This window comes from Streptomyces sp. NPDC034037, from assembly GCF_055575715.1.
In genome coordinates this window covers 284,619-302,315 of sequence record NZ_JBVISC010000008.1, presented here as the reverse complement: position 1 = coordinate 302,315, position 17,697 = coordinate 284,619, and the positions used below count along the sequence as shown (strand labels likewise).

Below are 17,697 nucleotides of genomic sequence, written 5' to 3'. Positions count from 1 at the left end.
ACGACATGAACGCATCCCACCCACTGGCAGCGGGCTCCCTCGGCTCCATGGGCGGCCTCTTCTCGCTGCCGGTCCTGTACGCCCTGCTCTGCGGCGTCGCCGCGGGCGGCGGCATCGCGCTGCTCGCCGTCGCGCTGCGGGGCCTGCCCCCGAAGCCCGAGCACGAGAAGCACAAGGCGAGCGAACGCTGGAGCGAACTGATCCGCTTCGCGGGCCGCCGCGGCTCCCTCGCCGCCGGTGTCGGCCTGGTCGTCCTCCTGCTCACCCGCTGGGCGGTGGCCGGCATCGCGGCCGGCATCCTCGTCTTCTTCTGGGACAAGCTCTTCGGCGGCGCCGCAGAGGAACGCGCCCAGATGAAGCGCGTGGAGGCCCTCGCCGCCTGGACGGAGTCGCTGCGCGACACGATCGCGGGCGCGGTCGGCCTGGAACAGGCCATCCCCGCCTCCGCCCGCGCGGCGGCCCCCGTGCTCCGGCCCCACCTGGACGCCCTGGTGGACCGCCTGCGCGCCCGCACCCCGCTCCCCGAGGGCCTGCAGATCCTCGCCGACGAGATCGACGACGCCTCGGCGGACATCATCGTCGCGGCGCTCATCCTCAACGCCAAGCTGCGCGGCCCGGGCCTGCGCCAAGTCCTCGGCGCGCTCGCCAAGTCGGCGCGCGAGGAGGTCGACATGCGCCAGCGCGTCATGGCGCAGCGCGCCTCGACCCGCCGCTCGGTGCAGATCGTGGTGGCGGTCTCGGTCGCCTTCGTCCTCGGCCTGTCCATCTTCAACCGCGAGTTCGTCGAGCCCTACGGCACACCGGTCGGGCAGCTCGTGCTGGCCCTGGTCTGCGCGCTGTTCGCGCTGGGCTTCTGGTGGCTGCGGAAGCTGTCGACGGTCGAGACGCCGGACCGCTTCCTGGTCAAGGACGAGCCGGGCGTGCAGTTCGTGCGGCCCCGGGGCGCGGCGGACGGCACCGGGCAGGGCCGGCCGGGCGCCGGTCGACCGGGCGTGGGACAGCCGGGCGTGGGACAGCCGGGCGTGGGGCAGAGCGGCCAGCAGGGCCTGCCTCTTCAGCACGGCCTGCCGGGCCAGCCCAACTCCTCCGAGGGGGTACGTCGATGAGCCTGACGATGCCGATCGTGATCGGCGCGGTGCTCGGCCTCGGCGTCTTCGCCCTCGTACGTGCCCTGCTGCCGCCCAAGCAGAGCGCGGTCGCCACGGTGGCCCGCATCGACGCGCTGCGGGCCCGCGGCGCCGCGTACGCCTCGCAGCGGGCCACCGGAGACGTGGAGAAGCCGGGCCGCATCGGTTCGCTGCGGGCCCGCGTCGGCGCGCGCGTCGCGGACCTCTACCTCCAGCAGGGCTGGGAGCAGCGCTCGCTGCGGGCCGACCTCGCGGTCCTGGACCGCAGCTGGGAGAAGTTCCTGGCGACGAAGGTGCTGCTGGGAGCGGTCGGCGTCTTCTTCGGCCCGTTCCTCTTCACCGTCGTCATGGTCCTCGGCTTCAGCCGCAGCCCGATCATCCCGGTGTGGCTCGCGCTGATGTTCGGCGCGCTCTTCTTCTTCCTGCCCGACCTGGAGGTGCGCAGGGACGCGGCGGACAAGCGGCGCGATCTGCGCCGCGTCATCGGCGCCTATCTGGACCTGGTGTCGATGAGCCTCGCGGGCGGCCGCGGTCTGCCCGAGGCCCTCATGGCGGCGGCGGAAGTCTCCGACGGCTGGGCGACGCAACGCATCCGCAGTGCCCTGGCCGACGCCCGCATCACCGGCGTCAGCCAGTGGCAGGCCCTCGGTTCGCTCGGCGAGGAGCTGGGCGTCGAGGAACTGAAGGACCTGTCGGCGTCCCTGGCGCTGGTGGCGGACGACGGCGCGAAGGTGCGCGAGTCCCTCGCCTCCCGCGCGGAGACGATGCGGCACCGCGAGCTGGCCGAGATCGAGGGCAGCGCGGGCGAGAAGTCCCAGTCGATGCTGGTCGCGCAGCTGCTGCTGTGCGCGGGCTTCCTGGTCTTCCTCATCTTCCCGGCGGCGATGCGCGTGTTCCAGGTGTAGCGGCCCGTCACGACGGTGCCGGGCGACAACGGGGCCCGGCACCACCTCCCCCCACCACTCCTGAGAGGACAACACATCATGAACGGCCTGAACGGCCTGAACGGCCTGAACGAGCGGGACTTCCGCACCGGCAACCCCGGCCTCGACCTCGTGATCACCTTCCTGCAGGGCCGCGTGCAGCGCGTCCGCTCGGGCGAGCTGGACCGGGGCGCGTCCGCGGTCGAGTGGGTCATCATCTCGGCGGTCGTCGTGGCGATCGTGGGCGCGGTGGCGGCCATCATCAACGCGGCTCTGGACAAGGGCGCCACGAAGGTCGGCGAGTGCATCGAGGGCGCGGACGCGGGCAAGACCTGCTGATCCGGTGGTGAACGGGGACAGGGAGCGGGGACGCGTGCGCGAGCGTGCGAGACGATGGGTACGCCGCAGGGTGGAGGCCGCCTCCACCCGCGGCGAATCCGGCATGACCGCGATCGAGTTCGTGCTGCTCACCCCCGTACTGTTCTTCATGATCTTCGCGACGGTGCAGTTCGGCCTGTACTTCTTCGCGGACCACGTCGCCCAGGCGGCGGCCCAGGCCGGCGCGCGCAAGGCCCGCGCCACGGCGGACGAGAACGCGGGCGGCTGGCGCGGCGAGGCCCGTGACGTGGTCGACGCCTACATCCGCCAGCTCGGCCCGCAGCTGGTGCTCGACCCGGACGTGCGCACGATCCAGCCGGAGCCGGGCACCGTCGGCGTGGAGATCACGGCGAAGGTGCCGATGGTCTTCCCCGGGCTCGACTTCACCGTGCACGCGCAGTCCTCGGGACCGGTGGAGCGGTTCGTGGAGGACGACGGCTGATGCGCTTTCGGCTGCCGCGGTGGCGGCGTGACGACCGGGGGCTCTCCACCATCGAGGTGGTGATCCTCGCCCCGGTGATGATCCTGTTCATCCTCGTCCTGGTGGCCTTCGGGCAGCTCGTGGACGGCCGGGGCGCCATCGACGGCGCGGCGCGGGACGCGGCGCGCGCCGGCTCGATCCAGAAGGAGCACGGCACGGCGATGGCGGAGGCGCGCAGGGCCGCGCGGGCGGACCTCGCGGACGTCTGCTCGGGCCCGGTCAGCGTCGTGCAGAAGAGCGCCGGCTTCGACCCCGACGTCGACCCCTTCTTCACGGTCGAGGTGAGCTGCCAGGTGCGGGGCCTGGCGATGATCGGCGTCGACGTCCCGACGACCCTGAAGGCCAGCTTCAGCTCGCCGCTGGACCCCTACCGGAGGGCGGCGTGAGAAGGAGAGCCATGACCGACGCCGTACGAGGCTGGGTCGCCGCCCGCCGGGAGGCGCTGGACGACCGGGGCTCGGGGGCGGGCGCCGTCATCATCTTCGCGATCGTGTTCCTCACGCTGTCCGCGTTCGTCATCGACGGCGGGCTGTCCATCTCCAAGCGGGAACGCGCCGCGGACATCGCGGAGCAGGCCGCGCGCTACGCGGCGCAGGACCTCGACACCGAGGGTCTGTACGAGGGGGCCGAGGGCGCCCCCATCAACTACGAGAACTGCGGCGCCCGCGTCCAGGCCTTCGTCCGGGAGGCGGGCCTGTCCGGCGCGGACGTCTCGGCGACCCACTGCGTGACGGCGAACGCCCAACGGGTGGAGGTCCAGGTCCAGATGACCTACAGCCCCGTCTTCACCGGCATGTTCTACGGCGGCGATGTCACGGTGAAAGGGAGCGCGGTAGCGGAGAACGAGGTGGGCTGAGACGGTGCCCGCCGGGGTCGTTCTTCGGCGGCACGACCCCGTTGAGCCACCGCGGGGGCATGTCTCTTCAGCGTCGCCTCATCACACGTATGGCTGACGCACCGTCCGTCCTCGTCCCCCGCGACGGCCCACGTCCATGGTCGACTTCGAGCCTGGCGCCGCTGTCGGGAGCGGGAGTCCGACTCACCGGGCTCCGCACCGGCCCCTAAGGGAGCCGGTGATGAACGCCCGGGACCGGCGTCGGCTTTTCGGCCACCGACGGGCCCGCCTCGAACCTGTGCGGTCGGCCTCGGCGGCTACGGGACATTGACGCAACGCTCCCGGTGCGGCGGCACAGCCTGGATAGCGTGAGCTCCGCTTCAGCGAACCGCACTCTCCAGGAGCTTTCAGTGAACCGCCCTGTGCACCTCGCGACCGATCCGCACTCCGACTCGGCTCCGGTCCGTCAGCCGCTGACAGAGACGCGCGTGTCTCGGCCCGAGGAGGAGAGGCCCGTATGGCAGGACGGCTGAGGGTGGACGGCACGGAGCTGGACAGGTTCGTCAGGCTCTTGGACAAGTCGAATGACGCGTTGAAGAACATGCGCAAGGCGCTGTCCCACGCCACGGTGTCGGGGCTGGGCACAGTCGATCTGGACAGCGCGTGCGAGGAATTCCAGGACGACTGGAAGTACGGCACGGAACAGATCGGCGAGCAGGCCGCGGATCTCGCGAAGATCATCAACAAGAACAAGGAGAGTTACTTCGAGGTCGACAGAGCCCTGGAAGAGGCGATCAGGAGATCCAGGGAGAAAGCTGAGCCGAAGAACGGCGGGAGCACCACGTGACCGTGTCGCTCGGGCTGGGCCACCCCAGGGGCGCCAGTAACCCCGACTTCCCGGCGCTCGGTTTCAATCCGGTCCCCGGAAGTTGCGACGCGGTCGGAGCGCTCCACAAGAAGCTGGTCAACTGCGCCAAGGTCCTCGACGACACCCATGAGGTGGTCACGAAGCTGATGGACGGCAGCTACTGGGAGGGTGACGCGGCGGTCGCCTACCGCGAACAGCTGCGGGGCGGGCCCCTGCCGAAGAACTTGCGAAACGCGGCACGGTCGATCGGCAAGGCGGCCCGGCAGTTGGCGCGCTGGCGCGAGGAGCTGGAGGAGTTCCGTGCGCGCGCGAAACGTCTGAACGAGGACGCGAAGGACGCGCGTGAAGAACTGCGCAAGGCGAAAGGCGTCGCCGACACGGCGGGTGATGGCCCCGACCTGGACGAGGAGAAGGCCTCGGGGCACGAGGGAGCGCGAAAGGCACTGAGTCGTGCCCACGCCCGCGTCGAGGAGGCCGAGGCGGAGTTGGCCCGCGTCCTCGCCAGGGCCAGGAAGCTCGCCCACGAACACGAGGAGAAGGCGCGCCTGCGGGCCACGAAGATCCGCGACGCGACGGGGAAACTCGCCCCGCATGAGCCGGGTTGGTTCGAATCAACGCTGGAATGGGTCAAGGAGAACCTCCCCGACATCCTCAGCACAGTCGCGGCGGTCGTCGGCCTCGTGGCCCTGTTCGTGGTCTCGGGCGGCACGGCTGCGGCGGTTTTGTTGTTGGCCGCGGGGGTGTTGAGTGGGGGTGCGCTTGCGCTGCGGCTCACGCAAAATCCGGAATTATCAGCATCGCTGAAGGACGGTTTGACCAGAGGCGAGTTCGACCAGGATTTCTGGAGCAACTTGGTCACTGTCGGCGGTGACGTCTTCGGTATGGTGCCGGGCATCGCGGCAGTCGGGAAAGGAACGGCGCTGGGAGTGCGAGCGGTCGGTGAGGCGGGTGACGCCCTCTCGCTCGGACAACGAATGTCCAACATCGGCAACTCGACGATGGACCAGGCAAAGGCCGTGACGCGACTGGACAACTCCCTGCTTTCTCTCACCATCCGCGGTGCACGCGCTGAGCCCGTCATCAAGACCGTGCAGACGACGTCCGCGTCGCTGGGCGCTGTGACCGCAACGTCCGGCCTCGTAATGAAGGCGGTGGACGCGGATGAAGACGGCATCAAAGGTGGCGCCGTCGCAGGCATCGACGGCGTGCGCCTAGGAGTCGACGGAGGCGGCGTCCTCGACGTCGCACGACACGTGTTCCGCTGAAACTTGCGGCAAGGAGGACGCTTAAGTGAGGCCTGAGGAATTTCCGATCGCCTGGGATCATTCGGCCACCCGGCGGGCATGGTTCGTTCATATGGCCATGATCCCGTTTCGGTTCATCGCCTGGGTTTCAGTCTGTGTCGGGGCGCTCGCAGCCTTCATTGGATTCCTGTCGGCGGGTTTCACCCCGGTCGTGATCATCCTGATCGGATATGGCGCGTATCGCGCCGTACTCCAGATCGGCTACTTCCCGTGGTCGATCAATATCAAGCGAGTGCTCCAGCAGTATCCCTGGCAATTGCTCGATGACGTCCCGCGCGGCCGGAACAAGCACCCGCGCGCGAATGAAGATGCACTCTGGTTCGAGATCCCCAACCCCGATGCGCCGGAGGACGGAGTGCCCCTCTTGTTCCTCGCCAACATGAGGGTTCTGTGGTGGGTCCGGCGGTTCGGTACGAACAAGACCAAGCCGGAGCTCAAAGCTCAGATCGAGCCTCTGTGGTTCGCGGGTGACCCCCGCTTCTATGCGGTGGTGGCGGCACCGGGACGCGGCCGTGACGTGCCGAAACGGCTTCACTTCCTGTATCAGCGCTCCGCGCGCTGGGATTCCCGTGTTCCCACGGATGGCTGGAACGCCGAGCCCGCTGCTCTGGAGCGTGCCCGTCGGGCCGGGGCACGGGTCCCCGAGGCGACGGCCCGGCAGGCGCCGCAGAGTTGAACCTCCCCCGCCATCCCTCCCTTTACTTCCTATGAGGCATCGACACATGCGGACCGACCTGCCGTCGTTAGTCGTCCACGATTCTGCCCGGGATCCAGAGGCCGACATCTGGTTCGCGGAGCCGGCCGGCTTTACCGCCGTGCCGCTTGATGTTCTGCTGAACGTGCCGGACTCACCCGAGAGTGACCCGTTCCATGTCGCCCTGGGGCCCGTGTTGGACACGGCGCCCGATGAACTCGCCCGACAACGCTTCCTGGCCCACGTCGGCGCCGCGCGACACCTGCTGTCAGCGCTCTGCGAGGCGGGAACGGTCTACTGCGCCATCGGCCTGCACCGCGATGACGCCGACGTCGACAGAGATGCTCCGGGCGAGGAAGCCACCGCCCGAGCCGGGGATGCCGGGCGGCCCCTGTTGTCCTTCCTGACGCTTTCCTGGCGTGACATCGCCATCGCCCCGCCCTCCGTGACGGCGGCCCGAGCCGTCGCATCCGGGGAAGGTGCCCCGCACACCCGCGTCGAGTACGTCGAAGGCCTCGCCTGTGGTCCGGTCAGTCTCAGTGAGACGGTGCGAACACCCGTCGCGGGCGGGCTCGGCGCGGGCCCGCTGCTCCAGATCCACGCCCACCTGCCCCATTCGGACGGCAGGCGGATCGCCGTACTGACCTTGAGTACGCGCGCGACGCACCGCCGAGACGACTACCGCCGCATCCTGCGCGGCGGCATCGAACTGGTCAGCTTCGAGAATCCCTTGCCCCCCGGTGCGGTCTGAACTCCCTGCTACTTGGCCCCGCCCGTGTCCCCCTTGCCGCCGCCCTTGCCGTTTCCGTTTCCGTTTCCGTTCACCTTCACCGCGTCGTTGACCTCCTTCGCCAAGTCGTCGTCGAGCTTCTTGAACTCGCGGACGACCGCGTCGGACAGGGAGGCGAGCTGGTCCAGTTGCTGGCCGATGTCCTCGCGGCCGTCCTCCCAGTTGGACTCGAAGTCGTCCAGGGAGTCGTAGACGCCGCCGTCGCCGATGTCGTCGCGGTAGGACTCGAAGATCTTCTTGGTGCGGTTCATGCGGTCCTTGATGGAGCGCAGCCGACGGCCGTAGTCCTCCAGGTCGGTGATCGGGACCGCGAGGTCGCTCTTGCCCTTGCCCATGGTCATGTCCCCCTCGGGTGCCTCACCGCTCCCCGCCGACAGGGAGCGACGGTCCCGACGCTACCGGGCCGGCCGGCCGTGCGCCTCGTACGCGCCTCCCCTTCGTCGGCGCCGGCCGGGGGAACCGGCCCCGCCCCCACCGCCTCGGCCAGGCGAATCGGGCCTTTGGGGCGCGGAGTTGGTAATCGGGCGGAACCCCCGCCCGTACCCCTGTCTGCCCCTCGGCGCCTTCCGTACCATCGCCTCAGTGGCTCAGTAGGCTCTTGTCACCACCATCCACTCCTCTCCACAGGACACCAGGACTTCCGCCATGGCGCGCACCACCTCACGCTCGACGAGCCCGCCTGATCCGCGGTCGCCGCGGAACCGGACGCCGCAGCCGCTGCCGGGGCGCCGGCGTTCCGTCGGGGACTTCGTCAAGGCCTTCCTCGCCTTCGTCGCCCTCGCGGTGCTCCTGGTGGGCGTGCCCGGCGCGCTGGTGGTGTTCGTGGGATGGCCGCTGCCGAGCGGGGCGCCCTCGTTGAGCTGGCTGCAGCAGGAGATCACCGTCAGCACGTTCATCAACGTGCTGACCGTCGTCGTCTGGTTCGCCTGGGCGCAGTTCACCGCCTGCGTGCTCGTGGAGATAAAGGCCGCGCTCTCCGGTGTGGGGATCCCGAGCCGCGTACCGGGCGCCGGCGGCAGCCAGCTGCTCGCGCGTCAGCTCGTCGCCGCCCTGCTCCTGGTGGGCGCCACCGCCGCGAGCTTCGCGCCGGGGCTCTCGCAGTTCGGGCAGTCGTCGGAGGGCAACCAGAAGCCCGCGTCCGCCGCCGCGCAGCAGACGCCGGGGCTCTTCGGGCAGGAGCAGCGGACCGCCGCGTCCGCCGCCCACGCGCTCGCCGCGCAGGCCGAGCAGGCCGCCCACGCGGACGGCGGCGTCGGCGCCAAGGACGGCGACACGAAGTTCTACCGGATCCAGCCGCCCGAGGGACGCCACCACGACTCCCTGTGGGAGATCGCCGAGCGGCACCTGGGCGACGGCCGCCGGTACAAGGAGATCTACCAGCTCAACAAGGACCGGGAGCAGCCCGACGGGTCCAAGCTCTCCGAGGCCAGCCTCATCCGGCCCGGCTGGATCATGGAGATGCCCGCGGACGCGCACGGCGGCGAGCTGGTCGATATGCCCGACGAGGCGCCGAAGATCTCCAAGGACGTCAAGGAGCAGATCTCCGACTACTCCCGGACCGGTGACCAGCGACAGGGCGACGACCGGCAAGGCAGTGGCGACCAGCAAGGCAGCGGCGAGCAGCAGGGCAGTGGTGACCGGCAGGGCAGCGGCGGCCGGCAAGGCGGCAACGGCCGACCGGGCAGCGGTCACGGCGCCCGTGACGGCGACAGCGGCCCAGTAGACCAGGACACCGCCCACATCGTCCTCCCCGAACAGCGCCCCGCCGCCCCCGCCGAGCCCGCCACGCCGCAGGCCCCGGCCACCCCGGAGACACCCGCGGCGGACGCGCCCGACGGCGGCCAGCTCGACGGCTCCGGCTTCGGCCTGCCCGAGGCCCTCCTCGGCGCCCCCCTCCTCGCCGCCGGCCTCCTCGGCGCCCTCGGCCGCCGGCGCCGCCACGCCCTGTGGCAGTCGGCCCTGGGAGCCGTCGGCGGGCACCGGCAGCCGTCGACGCCGACCGGTGACGCCGCCGATGTGCAGGACGCGCTGCTCGTGGGCGCCGACCCCGAGGGCGTACGCCTGCTCGACCTGTCGCTGCGCGGCCTCGCCGCCTCGCTCGCGGGGGAGAACCGCCCGCTGCCGACCGTCTACGCGGCCTGGCTGACCAACGGCGACCTGCACCTCCAGCTCGCCCAGCCGGCGGGCCGGCCGCCCGCGCCGTGGCAGCTGGGGCAGGACCAGACGTTCTGGGTGCTGGCCCGCGCCGACGCCGAGCGGTACGAGGACGCGGACACCGCCGCGCCCTACCCCGGCCTCGTCAGCCTCGGCACCCTCGACGACTCACGGCTGCTCCTCAACCTGGAGTCCGTGCCCGGCATCGTCTCGCTGAGCGGCGCCGCGAGCGACCGCGCCGCCGTCTTCGCCTCGGTCGCCGCCGAACTCGCCACCAACGGCTGGTCGGACCGCATGACCATCACCCTCGTCGGCTTCGGCCAGGACCTCTCGACGCTCGCCCCCAACCGGCTGCGGCACCTGGAGGACGTGGCAGCCCTCCTGGAGACCATGGAGGCCGAGACGCGGCAGCGGCGCGGCGCGCTCGGTGCCGCCGGGCACGACTCCGTGCTCACCGGCCGCACCGGCCCCGCCCGGCACACCCGCTGGGCCCCGCACCTCGTCCTGCTCGCCGCCGAACCGACCGGCGAGGACGCGCTCAAGCTCGCCGAACTCGCCGCCGACGCCGCCCGCCTCGGCATCGGCTACCTCGTCGGCACGGACTCCGGTGACCTGCCCGGCGCCGCCTGGGAGATGGAGATCACCCGCGAGGGGAAGCTGCTGGCGCCGCTGCTCGGCCTCGAACTGGCGGCGCAGACGCTCCCCGAGGACCAGCAGCGCGCCGTCGTGCGGCTCTTCACCGAGGCCGACCCCGACAGCGTGGACGACCGGGGCCCCACCGGCCCCGACGACGGTCCCGCGGGCGCCGCGCCGCCGTTCCTCGTCGACGTCACCGAGCAGGGGCGGCCCGCGGTCTACGCCCGCCTCGTCGGCACGTACGAGATCATCGGCCTCGACAGCCCGGACGGGGAGCGCAGCGCGCTGATGCACGAGGCCCTCGCGCTGCTGCTCCTGCACCGCGAGGGAGTGCACCCCCGGGTGCTCTCCTCCGCGCTGTGGCCGCGCGGCGTCACCGAGGACGTGCGCGACGCGCTGGTCGAGCGGCTGCGCGAGTGGCTCGGCACCGACCCCGACGGCTCGCCCCGGCTGCGGACCGACCGGAACGGCCGGCTCACGCTCGCCAAGTCCGTCGTCTGTGACCTGGACGTGCTGCGGTCCCTGTACTACGAGGCCACGCAGGGCCGGGGCGCGGGCAACCGTGCCGTGCGCGGGCGGATGCTCACCGACGCGCTGGTGCTCGTACGAGGGCAACTGCTCGCCGACCGGCCGCGCGGGCGGTACGCGTGGCTCACGCACGAGATCATCGACGCGCAGCTGCCGTTGCTCGTCGCCGACATCGGGCTCGCCCTGTCCGAGTTCCACCTGGAGAAGGGGCGCGCGGAGAAGGCGATCGAGGCGCTGAACGCCGCGCTCGGCTCCGCGCCGGGCGATGAGCGGCTCTGGAACGAGTTGCTTCGGGCGACGGCCGCGACGGAGGACCCCACTCGCTTGCGGCAGGTGGCGGCCGACCTGGTTGCCCGCAGCGGCGCGCGCGGGTTGCCGCCCCGCACCGAGGCCTTGCTGGACGAGCTGTTCCCCGCCTGGCGCAGTGAGGCGTCCGCGGCCGGGTGAGGGTCTGGAACCGCCGCTTCGCGGCGGATGTCTCCCACCCACCCGCCCGTGAACCCGCGTCGAACAGGTGAACGTTTTGGTCGCTCTCCTCGCCGTCCTCGGCGGCGCGCTCTGGGGCGTTCTCGCCGGCGCCCTCGTCCCCCGCGCCGCCTACCGGCTCTCCGTCCCGCCCGAGGAGAACCGGCGCCGTGCGTGCCCCGAGGGACACCCCCTAGGGGGGTGGCTGGGGCTCGCCAGGTGCGGGGTGGACGGGGAGTGGTACGGGCCCCGCACCGCCACCCTCGCCGCCGCCACCGCGATCGTCTGCGCGGCCCTCGCCGCCGCCACCGGCGCCCGCCCCGAACTGGGCGCGTGGCTGCTGCTGGCGCCCGTCGGTGTGCTGCTGGCCGTGGTCGACTTCCGGGTGCACCGGCTGCCCGACGTGGTGACCCTGCCGCTCGCCGGGGCGGCGCTCGCGCTGCTGGGGGGCGCGGCGCTGCTGCCCGAGCACGCGGGGGAGTGGACCGGCGCGCTCTACGGGGCGCTCGCGCTGGCCGGCGCGTACTTCGTGCTCTTCCTCGTCAACCCCGGCGGCATGGGCTTCGGCGACGTGAAGCTCGCCCTCGCGCTGGGCGCGGTGCTCGGCTGGTACGGGTGGGGGGTGCTGCTCCTCGGGACCTTCGCCGGGTTCGTCCTCGCCTCGCTGTACGGCATCGGGCTCGTCGCCGCCCGCCGCGCCGGGCGCAGGACCGCGATCCCCTTCGGCCCCTTCCTGATCGGCGGCGCCTTCGTGGGAGTGCTGCTCGGGGCGTACTCCGCCTGACGTCGGGGGCTCCCGGGGGCTGGCGTACGCTGGCTGGCAGTCCGTCCACAACCCTTACGAAAGGGACGCCCCGGTGACCGAGAAGGCCGACCTTCAGTCCGTCCTCGACCGTGCCGCCGCAGGTGGCCGGATCACCCCCGAGGAGGCGCTCGCCCTCTACCGGGACGCCCCGCTGCACGCGCTCGGCGCCGCCGCCGACGCCGTGCGCCGCCGCCGCTACGCCGGTACGGAGCACATCGCGACGTACATCATCGAGCGCAACATCAACTACACGAACGTCTGCGTGACGGCCTGCAAGTTCTGCGCCTTCTACGCCGCCCCGAAGGACACCAAGAAGGGGTGGAGCCGCGACCTCGACGACATCCTGCGCCGCTGCGCGGAGACCGTCGAGCTGGGCGGCACGCAGGTCATGTTCCAGGGCGGACACCACCCCGACTACGGCGTCGAGTACTACGAGAAGCACTTCGCGGCGATCAAGGAGAACTTCCCGCAGCTGGTCATCCACTCCCTCGGCGCGTCCGAGGTCGAGCACATGGCCCGCATCTCGAAGGTCCCCGTCGAGGAGGCCATCCAGCGGATCAACGCCGCCGGCCTCGACTCCTTCGCGGGCGCCGGCGCCGAGCTGCTGCCGGAGCGGCCGCGCAAGGCCATCGCCCCGCTCAAGGAGAGCGGCGAGCGCTGGCTGGAGATCATGGAGATCGCCCACAACCTCGGCGTGGAGTCCACCTCCACGATGCTCATGGGGACGGGCGAGACCAACGCCGAGCGCATCGAGCACCTGCGGATGATCCGTGACGTGCAGGACCGGACCGGGGGCTTCCGGGCCTTCATCCCGTACACGTACCAGCCCGAGAACAACCACCTCAAGGGCCGTACGCAGGCGACGATCTTCGAGTACATCCGCATGATCGCCATCGCGCGGATCTTCCTGGACAACGTCGCCCACATCCAGGGCTCCTGGCTGACCACCGGCAAGGAGGCGGGCCAGCTGACGCTGCACTACGGCGCGGACGACCTCGGCTCGGTGATGCTGGAGGAGAACGTCGTCTCCTCGGCCGGGGCCAAGCACCGCTCGAACCTGCGCGAGATGATCGACATGATCCGCACGGCGGACCGGGTGCCGGCCCAGCGCGCCACCACGTACGAGCACCTCGTCGTCCACGACGACCCGGCGAACGACCCGGTCGACGACCGCGTCGCCTCGCACATCTCGTCCACCGCGATCGAGGGCGGCACGGCACATCCCGAGCTGAAGCTCCTCGCCACCAACTGAGGCCGCCTTGCTGACACTTCACGTCGCTGAGGGCACGCCGGAGACGGCGGTCCTGGTCGAGGGGGCGAGCGTCGCCGCCGTCGGGCCGTACGAGGAGCTGGCCGCCGCGCATCCCGCCGCCCGGGTCCGCCGCTGGCCCGGCATCCTCACGCCGGGCCTGCTCAACCCCTACGGGCCCGAGCTGCTGGAGGCCACCTACCACCCCGATCCGCGCGAGGCCGGGTGGCTGGGCACCGAGCCGATCGGCGGCGAGCGGGCGAAGGCGCTGTTCCGCAAGGACCCGGCCCGGCTCGGCGCGAGCGCGCGGCGCGGGGTGCAGCGGCTCCTCGCGCACGGCACGGTGGCCCTCGCGGGCGAGCTGCGGGCCCGCCCCGTCCTGGACGCGGTCCGCAGGGCCGGCCTGGCGATGGCCGCCCGCCCGCCCCACCTCGCGGGCCCCCCGTCCCTCTCCCCGACCCCGCTGGTCCTGCTGCCCCCCTTGCAGCCGGGCGCCCCCGCCCGCTTCGCCGTCTTCGACGTCCCCGACCGCCAAGCCCTGGTGGAACAGGGCGCGGCAACCTGCGCGGCAACGATCCTCGCCGGCCGCCTACTCCACAGAACAACCTGACCCACCCCGCCCCCCAAGGGGGCGCGAGGAACGGCGCGAGCAACCACAACGCGCCCGCACCGCCAAGAGCCCCCGGCTCCCCACGGCGCCGCCCCCGCCAGGGGAAGAAGACCGGCCTGACACAATGGGCCGGGTGACCCGAGCCACCCTGGACAAGCAGCCGCACGAAGTCGCCACGATGTTCGACGACGTCGCGGAGCGATACGACCTCACCAACGACGTGCTTTCCCTCGGCCAGGCCCGCCTCTGGCGCAAGGAGGTCGCCAAGGCCGTCGACGCGCGCCCCGCGCAGAAGGTCCTCGACCTCGCCGCCGGTACCGCCACCTCCTCCCAGCCCTTCGCCCGCGCCGGCGCGTACGTCGTGCCCTGCGACTTCTCCCTCGGCATGCTCCGGGTCGGCAAGGCGCGCCACCCCTGGATGCCGTTCACGGCCGGCGACGGGACGCGGCTGCCGTTCAAGGACGACACCTTCGACGCCGTCACCATCTCCTTCGGGCTGCGCAACATCCAGGACACCGACGCGGCCCTGCGCGAGCTGTACCGCGTGACGAGGCCCGGCGGACGCGTCGTGATCTGCGAGTTCTCCAGCCCGACCTGGGCGCCGTTCAGGACGGTCTACACCGAGTACTTGATGCGCGCCCTGCCGCCGGTCGCCCGCGCCGTCTCGTCCAACCCGGACGCGTACGTGTACCTCGCCGAGTCGATCCGCTCCTGGCCCGACCAGCCCGCGCTCGCCGCCCGGCTGCGCGACGCGGGCTGGTCGAAGGTCGCCTGGCGGAACCTGACGGGCGGCGTCGTGGCGCTGCACCGGGGATACAAGCAGGCCTGAACGACAAGCGCTCCGTAACGCTTGAGTGGAGAACGCGCATCTGGGCCGGCGGGGAACCGGCCACGGGGCAAGATGTGTCCGTTGATACGACCCGTGCCGGAACTTATCTGGTTCTTATAGGGTCGGTCCTTCCCGCTCGCGGGTGATCTCCTGGACTGTGACGGAGCGTTTGATGGCGTCGTACTGCCCGCACTGTGGGGCATCTGCCCCCGATGAGGCCCGCTTCTGCATGAAGTGCGGCAAGGAACGCCCCCCGGAGCCGACGGCACCGAAGGAACCGCCCGCCTCGACCGAGACCCCGGAAGACGGAGTTCCCGCAGCCCCGGTGCCGCCGCCTCCGCCCGCCCACACCCCCGCGCTCACTCCCGCCCACACCCACACCCCCGCGCCCGCCCACACCCCCGCGCCCGCGCACGCGCCCGCCGGGCCCTCGCCCGTCGGCGCCTTCCTCGGGCGTACGTTCCGCGGCGACTGGGCCGGCGCCGCGCAGGCCGCGCTCTGGCCCCTCGCGCTGCTGCTCATCGGCGCCATCGGCATCGCCATCCCCTCGTACGGCCAAGAGGACGAGGTCGTCGTCGGGTTCGTCGCCCGGCTGCGGGTCGGTCTGGCGCTGCTCCTCCAATCGGTGGGCGGCGGCTTCGAACTGACGGGCAGTGAGCGGGGTCCCGGCCTCGGCGGCTCGAACGGCACCGGCTCGGGCAGCTTCGGCTCCAGCGACCTCGGCTCCGACGGTCTCGGCTCCGACGGCCTCGGCTCGGGCGGCGGATTCGGTTCGGGCGGCGGATTCGGCTCGAGTGGCGGGTTCGGTTCGGGCGGACTCGGCTCGGACTCCTCCGGGTCCGTGTTCGAAGGCACCGCCTCCCTGCACTTCGTCCCGCTCACCGTGACCGTGCTGTGGCTCCTGGCGCTGTTCATCGGCGTACGCGTCCTGCGGGGCCGCCTCGCCGCGCGGGGCCACGGCGGGCGCGGCGGGGGCACGGCGGGCCTCGAAGCGGCCCTGCGCGTCACGCTGTTGGTGACCGTGGGCGTCCTGGCGCTCGCGCTCTTCGCGCAGCCCGAGATCGAGGGCATCGAACTGTCGTCGTCCCCGGCGCTCGCCGCGCTCGGCGCGCTGGTGCTCACGCTCGTCGTCTCCTGCGCGGTGCTGCAAGGGCTCCCCGCGCACCCCGGCGCGCGGTTGGTCGCCCGCGCCGCGGGCACCGCGCTGCGCGCCCTGGTGGTCGTCCTCGTGCTCTGCTCGCTCGTCGCCTTCATCAGCCTGGCCCAGATCGACGACCTGGACCGGGCCACCGACCTCGACGACACCGACATCTCACCGCTTCTGATCGCCCTGCTCCTCCTGCCGAACCTCGCCGTCGCCGCGCTCGGCATCGGCTGGGGAGCGGGCGCGCAGGCGTCGGTGCGGGGCAGCAGCTCGCTGTACGGCGGCGGGCACGAGAGCCGGTCCTTCGGCCTCTCCGAGCTGGGTGACGTCACCAACGACTGGGCGATCGTGGGCGCGTTGGCGCTCGGCCTGGTCTGCGCGCTGACGATCGGCGTGCTCGCCGCGCGGCGCTGCGCGAGCCGGGGCGAGCAACTGCTCTCCGCCGCGCTCTTCTTCGGGCTCGTCCTGCTGCTCGCCGGGGCCGGCGGGATCGGCGTCGAGGCGTCGGGCTCGGCGGCCGCCGGCGGCTCGGGCTTCGGCGGTCTCAGCGGCAACGGCGGTGTGGAGGTCGGACTCGACGTCCCCGAAGTACTGCTGTTCGGCCTGCTGTGGGTCTTCGCGGCGACGCTGCTCGGGCCGTACCTGCTGAGGATGACGGGCCGGCCGACGGCTGTGGCCGCGCCCGCGTACGCCCCCGGAGCGCCGCCGTACGCCGCCCCTGCGGGGATCGCCCCTACGGGGGACGCGGTTGCCGCAGACGTGCCGGTAGGGGTCGCGGCCATGGGCGCCACGCCCACCGGGGCCGAGTCCGGGTCGTCCGGAGCCGCTGAGCCCGCGACCGACGGACCCGCATCCTCCGGTTCCACCGGGGCCGGTTCCACCGGGGCCGGTTCCGCCGGCACCACCCCCCGCGCACTCACTCCCGCCGAAGCCGCCGCCTACGTCACCCAGCGCGCCCCCGGCACACCGGCTCCCGGCACATCGGCCCCCGGCAACCCCGGCCCCGGCAACCCCGGCCCCGGCAACCCCGGCCCCGGCAATCCCGGGCCCGGCACCCACGCCCCGCCCGCCCTGTACCCCGCGTACACCCCCCAGGCAGTCCACATCGGTCCGCAGCAGGCGCCCGCCGAGTCCAAGCGCCGCGGGCGCGCCGGGGTCTGGGCGGGGACGCTCGCCGCCGCCTTCGTCATCGGCGGGGGCGCCACGGCCGGAATCCTGCTCTGGCAGGACAACGCCGACGACAAGGCGGGCGACGCGGGCAAGAACGGCAAGCCCGCCGCCAGTCGTTCGGGGGAGCCGAGCCAGGAACCCAGCCCGGTCGTCTCGCAGGAACCCCCGGGCCCGGAGTCGAGCGACAGCTCGGACACCGAGGCCTCCGGGGGCGGCGAGGACGGTGAGGTCCCCGCGGGCTCCGAACGGGTGACCGACTCCGAGGGGTTCTCCTTCGCGGTCCCGACGGGCTGGACGCGGCAGACCGTGAACCCGGAGCGGCCGGGGCAGATCACGTACGCGGATCCGACCGGGCGCGAGCAGTTCCTCGTCGGCGTCGTCGTGGACGCGCCCTACACCTCGTACGAGAACTTCACGAACATCGAGGATCACACCAAGTCCGCCTCGGACAAGTCGGACTACCGGCGGATCCAGCTGGAGCGGAACACCTTCCGGGGGCGGGACGGCGCCCTGTGGGAGTACACCTACACCGACGAGGTGGGCCGCACGATCCACGCCCTCAACCAGAGCTACATCGCCGAGAACGGCACCGAGTACGCCATCCAGCTGTCCTGGCGCGAGGACTTCTGGTCCGCGGGCGAGGGCGCCCAGACGCACCGGACGGCGCTGCGGACCTGGCGGCTCACGGGGGACTGACCCCCGCCCCG

General features: G+C 72.1%; 17 protein-coding genes and 1 pseudogene. 17 read left to right on the top strand and 1 reads right to left on the bottom strand.

The window, feature by feature from the left end; all coding sequences use genetic code 11:
- Positions 1–5: 5 nt before the first annotated feature.
- The 10 genes from ACZ516_RS27695 (at position 6) to ACZ516_RS27650 (ending at position 7,361) form a co-directional block, all read left to right on the top strand.
- Entirely contained in the window at positions 6–1,106 is a 1,101-nt protein-coding gene (locus tag ACZ516_RS27695; RefSeq protein ID WP_469012065.1) for a type II secretion system F family protein, read from the top strand.
- Positions 1,103–2,032: a type II secretion system F family protein gene (locus tag ACZ516_RS27690; RefSeq protein WP_361082764.1), complete on the top strand. Its 930-nt coding sequence runs from the start codon at positions 1,103–1,105 to the stop codon at positions 2,030–2,032. The genes ACZ516_RS27695 and ACZ516_RS27690 overlap by 4 nt, the downstream gene beginning before the upstream one ends.
- Positions 2,033–2,137: 105 nt before the next feature.
- Positions 2,138–2,389, top strand: coding sequence for a hypothetical protein (locus ACZ516_RS27685; protein WP_361082921.1), 252 nt, complete (start codon positions 2,138–2,140; stop codon positions 2,387–2,389).
- Positions 2,390–2,423: 34 nt separating this feature from the next.
- Positions 2,424–2,870: a TadE family protein gene (locus ACZ516_RS27680; protein ID WP_467465337.1), complete on the top strand. Its 447-nt coding sequence runs from the start codon at positions 2,424–2,426 to the stop codon at positions 2,868–2,870.
- On the top strand, positions 2,870–3,295 hold the full coding sequence (locus tag ACZ516_RS27675; protein WP_361082766.1) for a TadE/TadG family type IV pilus assembly protein: 426 nt from the start codon (positions 2,870–2,872) through the stop codon (positions 3,293–3,295). The genes ACZ516_RS27680 and ACZ516_RS27675 overlap by 1 nt, the downstream gene beginning before the upstream one ends.
- 11 nt (positions 3,296–3,306) lie before the next feature.
- Complete coding sequence (locus ACZ516_RS27670) at positions 3,307–3,765, top strand: TadE/TadG family type IV pilus assembly protein (protein ID WP_358911474.1); 459 nt, start codon at positions 3,307–3,309, stop codon at positions 3,763–3,765.
- Between the two features lie 496 nt (positions 3,766–4,261).
- Positions 4,262–4,591 carry a hypothetical protein gene (locus ACZ516_RS27665; protein ID WP_469012063.1) on the top strand — a complete coding sequence of 110 codons (330 nt, stop codon included), beginning with the start codon at positions 4,262–4,264 and terminating at the stop codon, positions 4,589–4,591.
- A complete protein-coding gene (locus tag ACZ516_RS27660) occupies positions 4,588–5,877 on the top strand; it encodes a zinc ribbon domain-containing protein (RefSeq protein WP_469012061.1) in 1,290 nt (429 codons plus the stop codon). Before ACZ516_RS27665 ends, ACZ516_RS27660 begins: the two co-directional genes overlap by 4 nt.
- A 25-nt stretch (positions 5,878–5,902) precedes the next feature.
- Positions 5,903–6,592: a hypothetical protein gene (locus ACZ516_RS27655; protein ID WP_469012060.1), complete on the top strand. Its 690-nt coding sequence runs from the start codon at positions 5,903–5,905 to the stop codon at positions 6,590–6,592.
- A gap of 46 nt (positions 6,593–6,638) precedes the next feature.
- Entirely contained in the window at positions 6,639–7,361 is a 723-nt protein-coding gene (locus ACZ516_RS27650; protein ID WP_469012058.1) for a hypothetical protein, read from the top strand.
- Positions 7,362–7,369: 8 nt separating this feature from the next.
- On the opposite strand, the gene ACZ516_RS27645 is transcribed toward ACZ516_RS27650, so the two are convergent.
- Complete coding sequence (locus ACZ516_RS27645; protein WP_469012177.1) at positions 7,370–7,735, bottom strand: hypothetical protein; 366 nt, start codon at positions 7,733–7,735, stop codon at positions 7,370–7,372.
- A 310-nt stretch (positions 7,736–8,045) separates the two neighbouring features.
- Between ACZ516_RS27645 and ACZ516_RS27640 the strand changes: the two genes are divergently transcribed.
- The 7 genes and pseudogenes from ACZ516_RS27640 to ACZ516_RS27610 all read left to right on the top strand — a co-directional run bounded on the left by ACZ516_RS27640 (position 8,046) and on the right by ACZ516_RS27610 (position 17,686).
- Entirely contained in the window at positions 8,046–11,165 is a 3,120-nt protein-coding gene (locus ACZ516_RS27640; protein WP_469012057.1) for a BTAD domain-containing putative transcriptional regulator, read from the top strand.
- Positions 11,166–11,241: 76 nt separating this feature from the next.
- Entirely contained in the window at positions 11,242–11,967 is a 726-nt protein-coding gene (locus tag ACZ516_RS27635) for a prepilin peptidase (protein ID WP_469012175.1), read from the top strand.
- A gap of 73 nt (positions 11,968–12,040) precedes the next feature.
- Positions 12,041–13,240: a cyclic dehypoxanthinyl futalosine synthase gene (gene mqnC / locus ACZ516_RS27630; protein WP_358577221.1), complete on the top strand. Its 1,200-nt coding sequence runs from the start codon at positions 12,041–12,043 to the stop codon at positions 13,238–13,240.
- Between the two features lie 7 nt (positions 13,241–13,247).
- Positions 13,248–13,847 (top strand): imidazolonepropionase-like domain-containing protein, encoded by a 600-nt coding sequence (locus tag ACZ516_RS27625; protein ID WP_469012055.1) that lies wholly within the window; start codon positions 13,248–13,250, stop codon positions 13,845–13,847.
- Positions 13,848–13,980: 133 nt separating this feature from the next.
- Positions 13,981–14,676 carry a demethylmenaquinone methyltransferase gene (locus ACZ516_RS27620; protein WP_358577226.1) on the top strand — a complete coding sequence of 232 codons (696 nt, stop codon included), beginning with the start codon at positions 13,981–13,983 and terminating at the stop codon, positions 14,674–14,676.
- A gap of 172 nt (positions 14,677–14,848) precedes the next feature.
- Positions 14,849–14,917 (top strand): annotated as a pseudogene (locus ACZ516_RS27615) (zinc-ribbon domain-containing protein); the annotation flags it as partial.
- A gap of 84 nt (positions 14,918–15,001) precedes the next feature.
- Positions 15,002–17,686 (top strand): hypothetical protein, encoded by a 2,685-nt coding sequence (locus tag ACZ516_RS27610; RefSeq protein WP_469012184.1) that lies wholly within the window; start codon positions 15,002–15,004, stop codon positions 17,684–17,686.
- Positions 17,687–17,697: the final 11 nt, after the last annotated feature.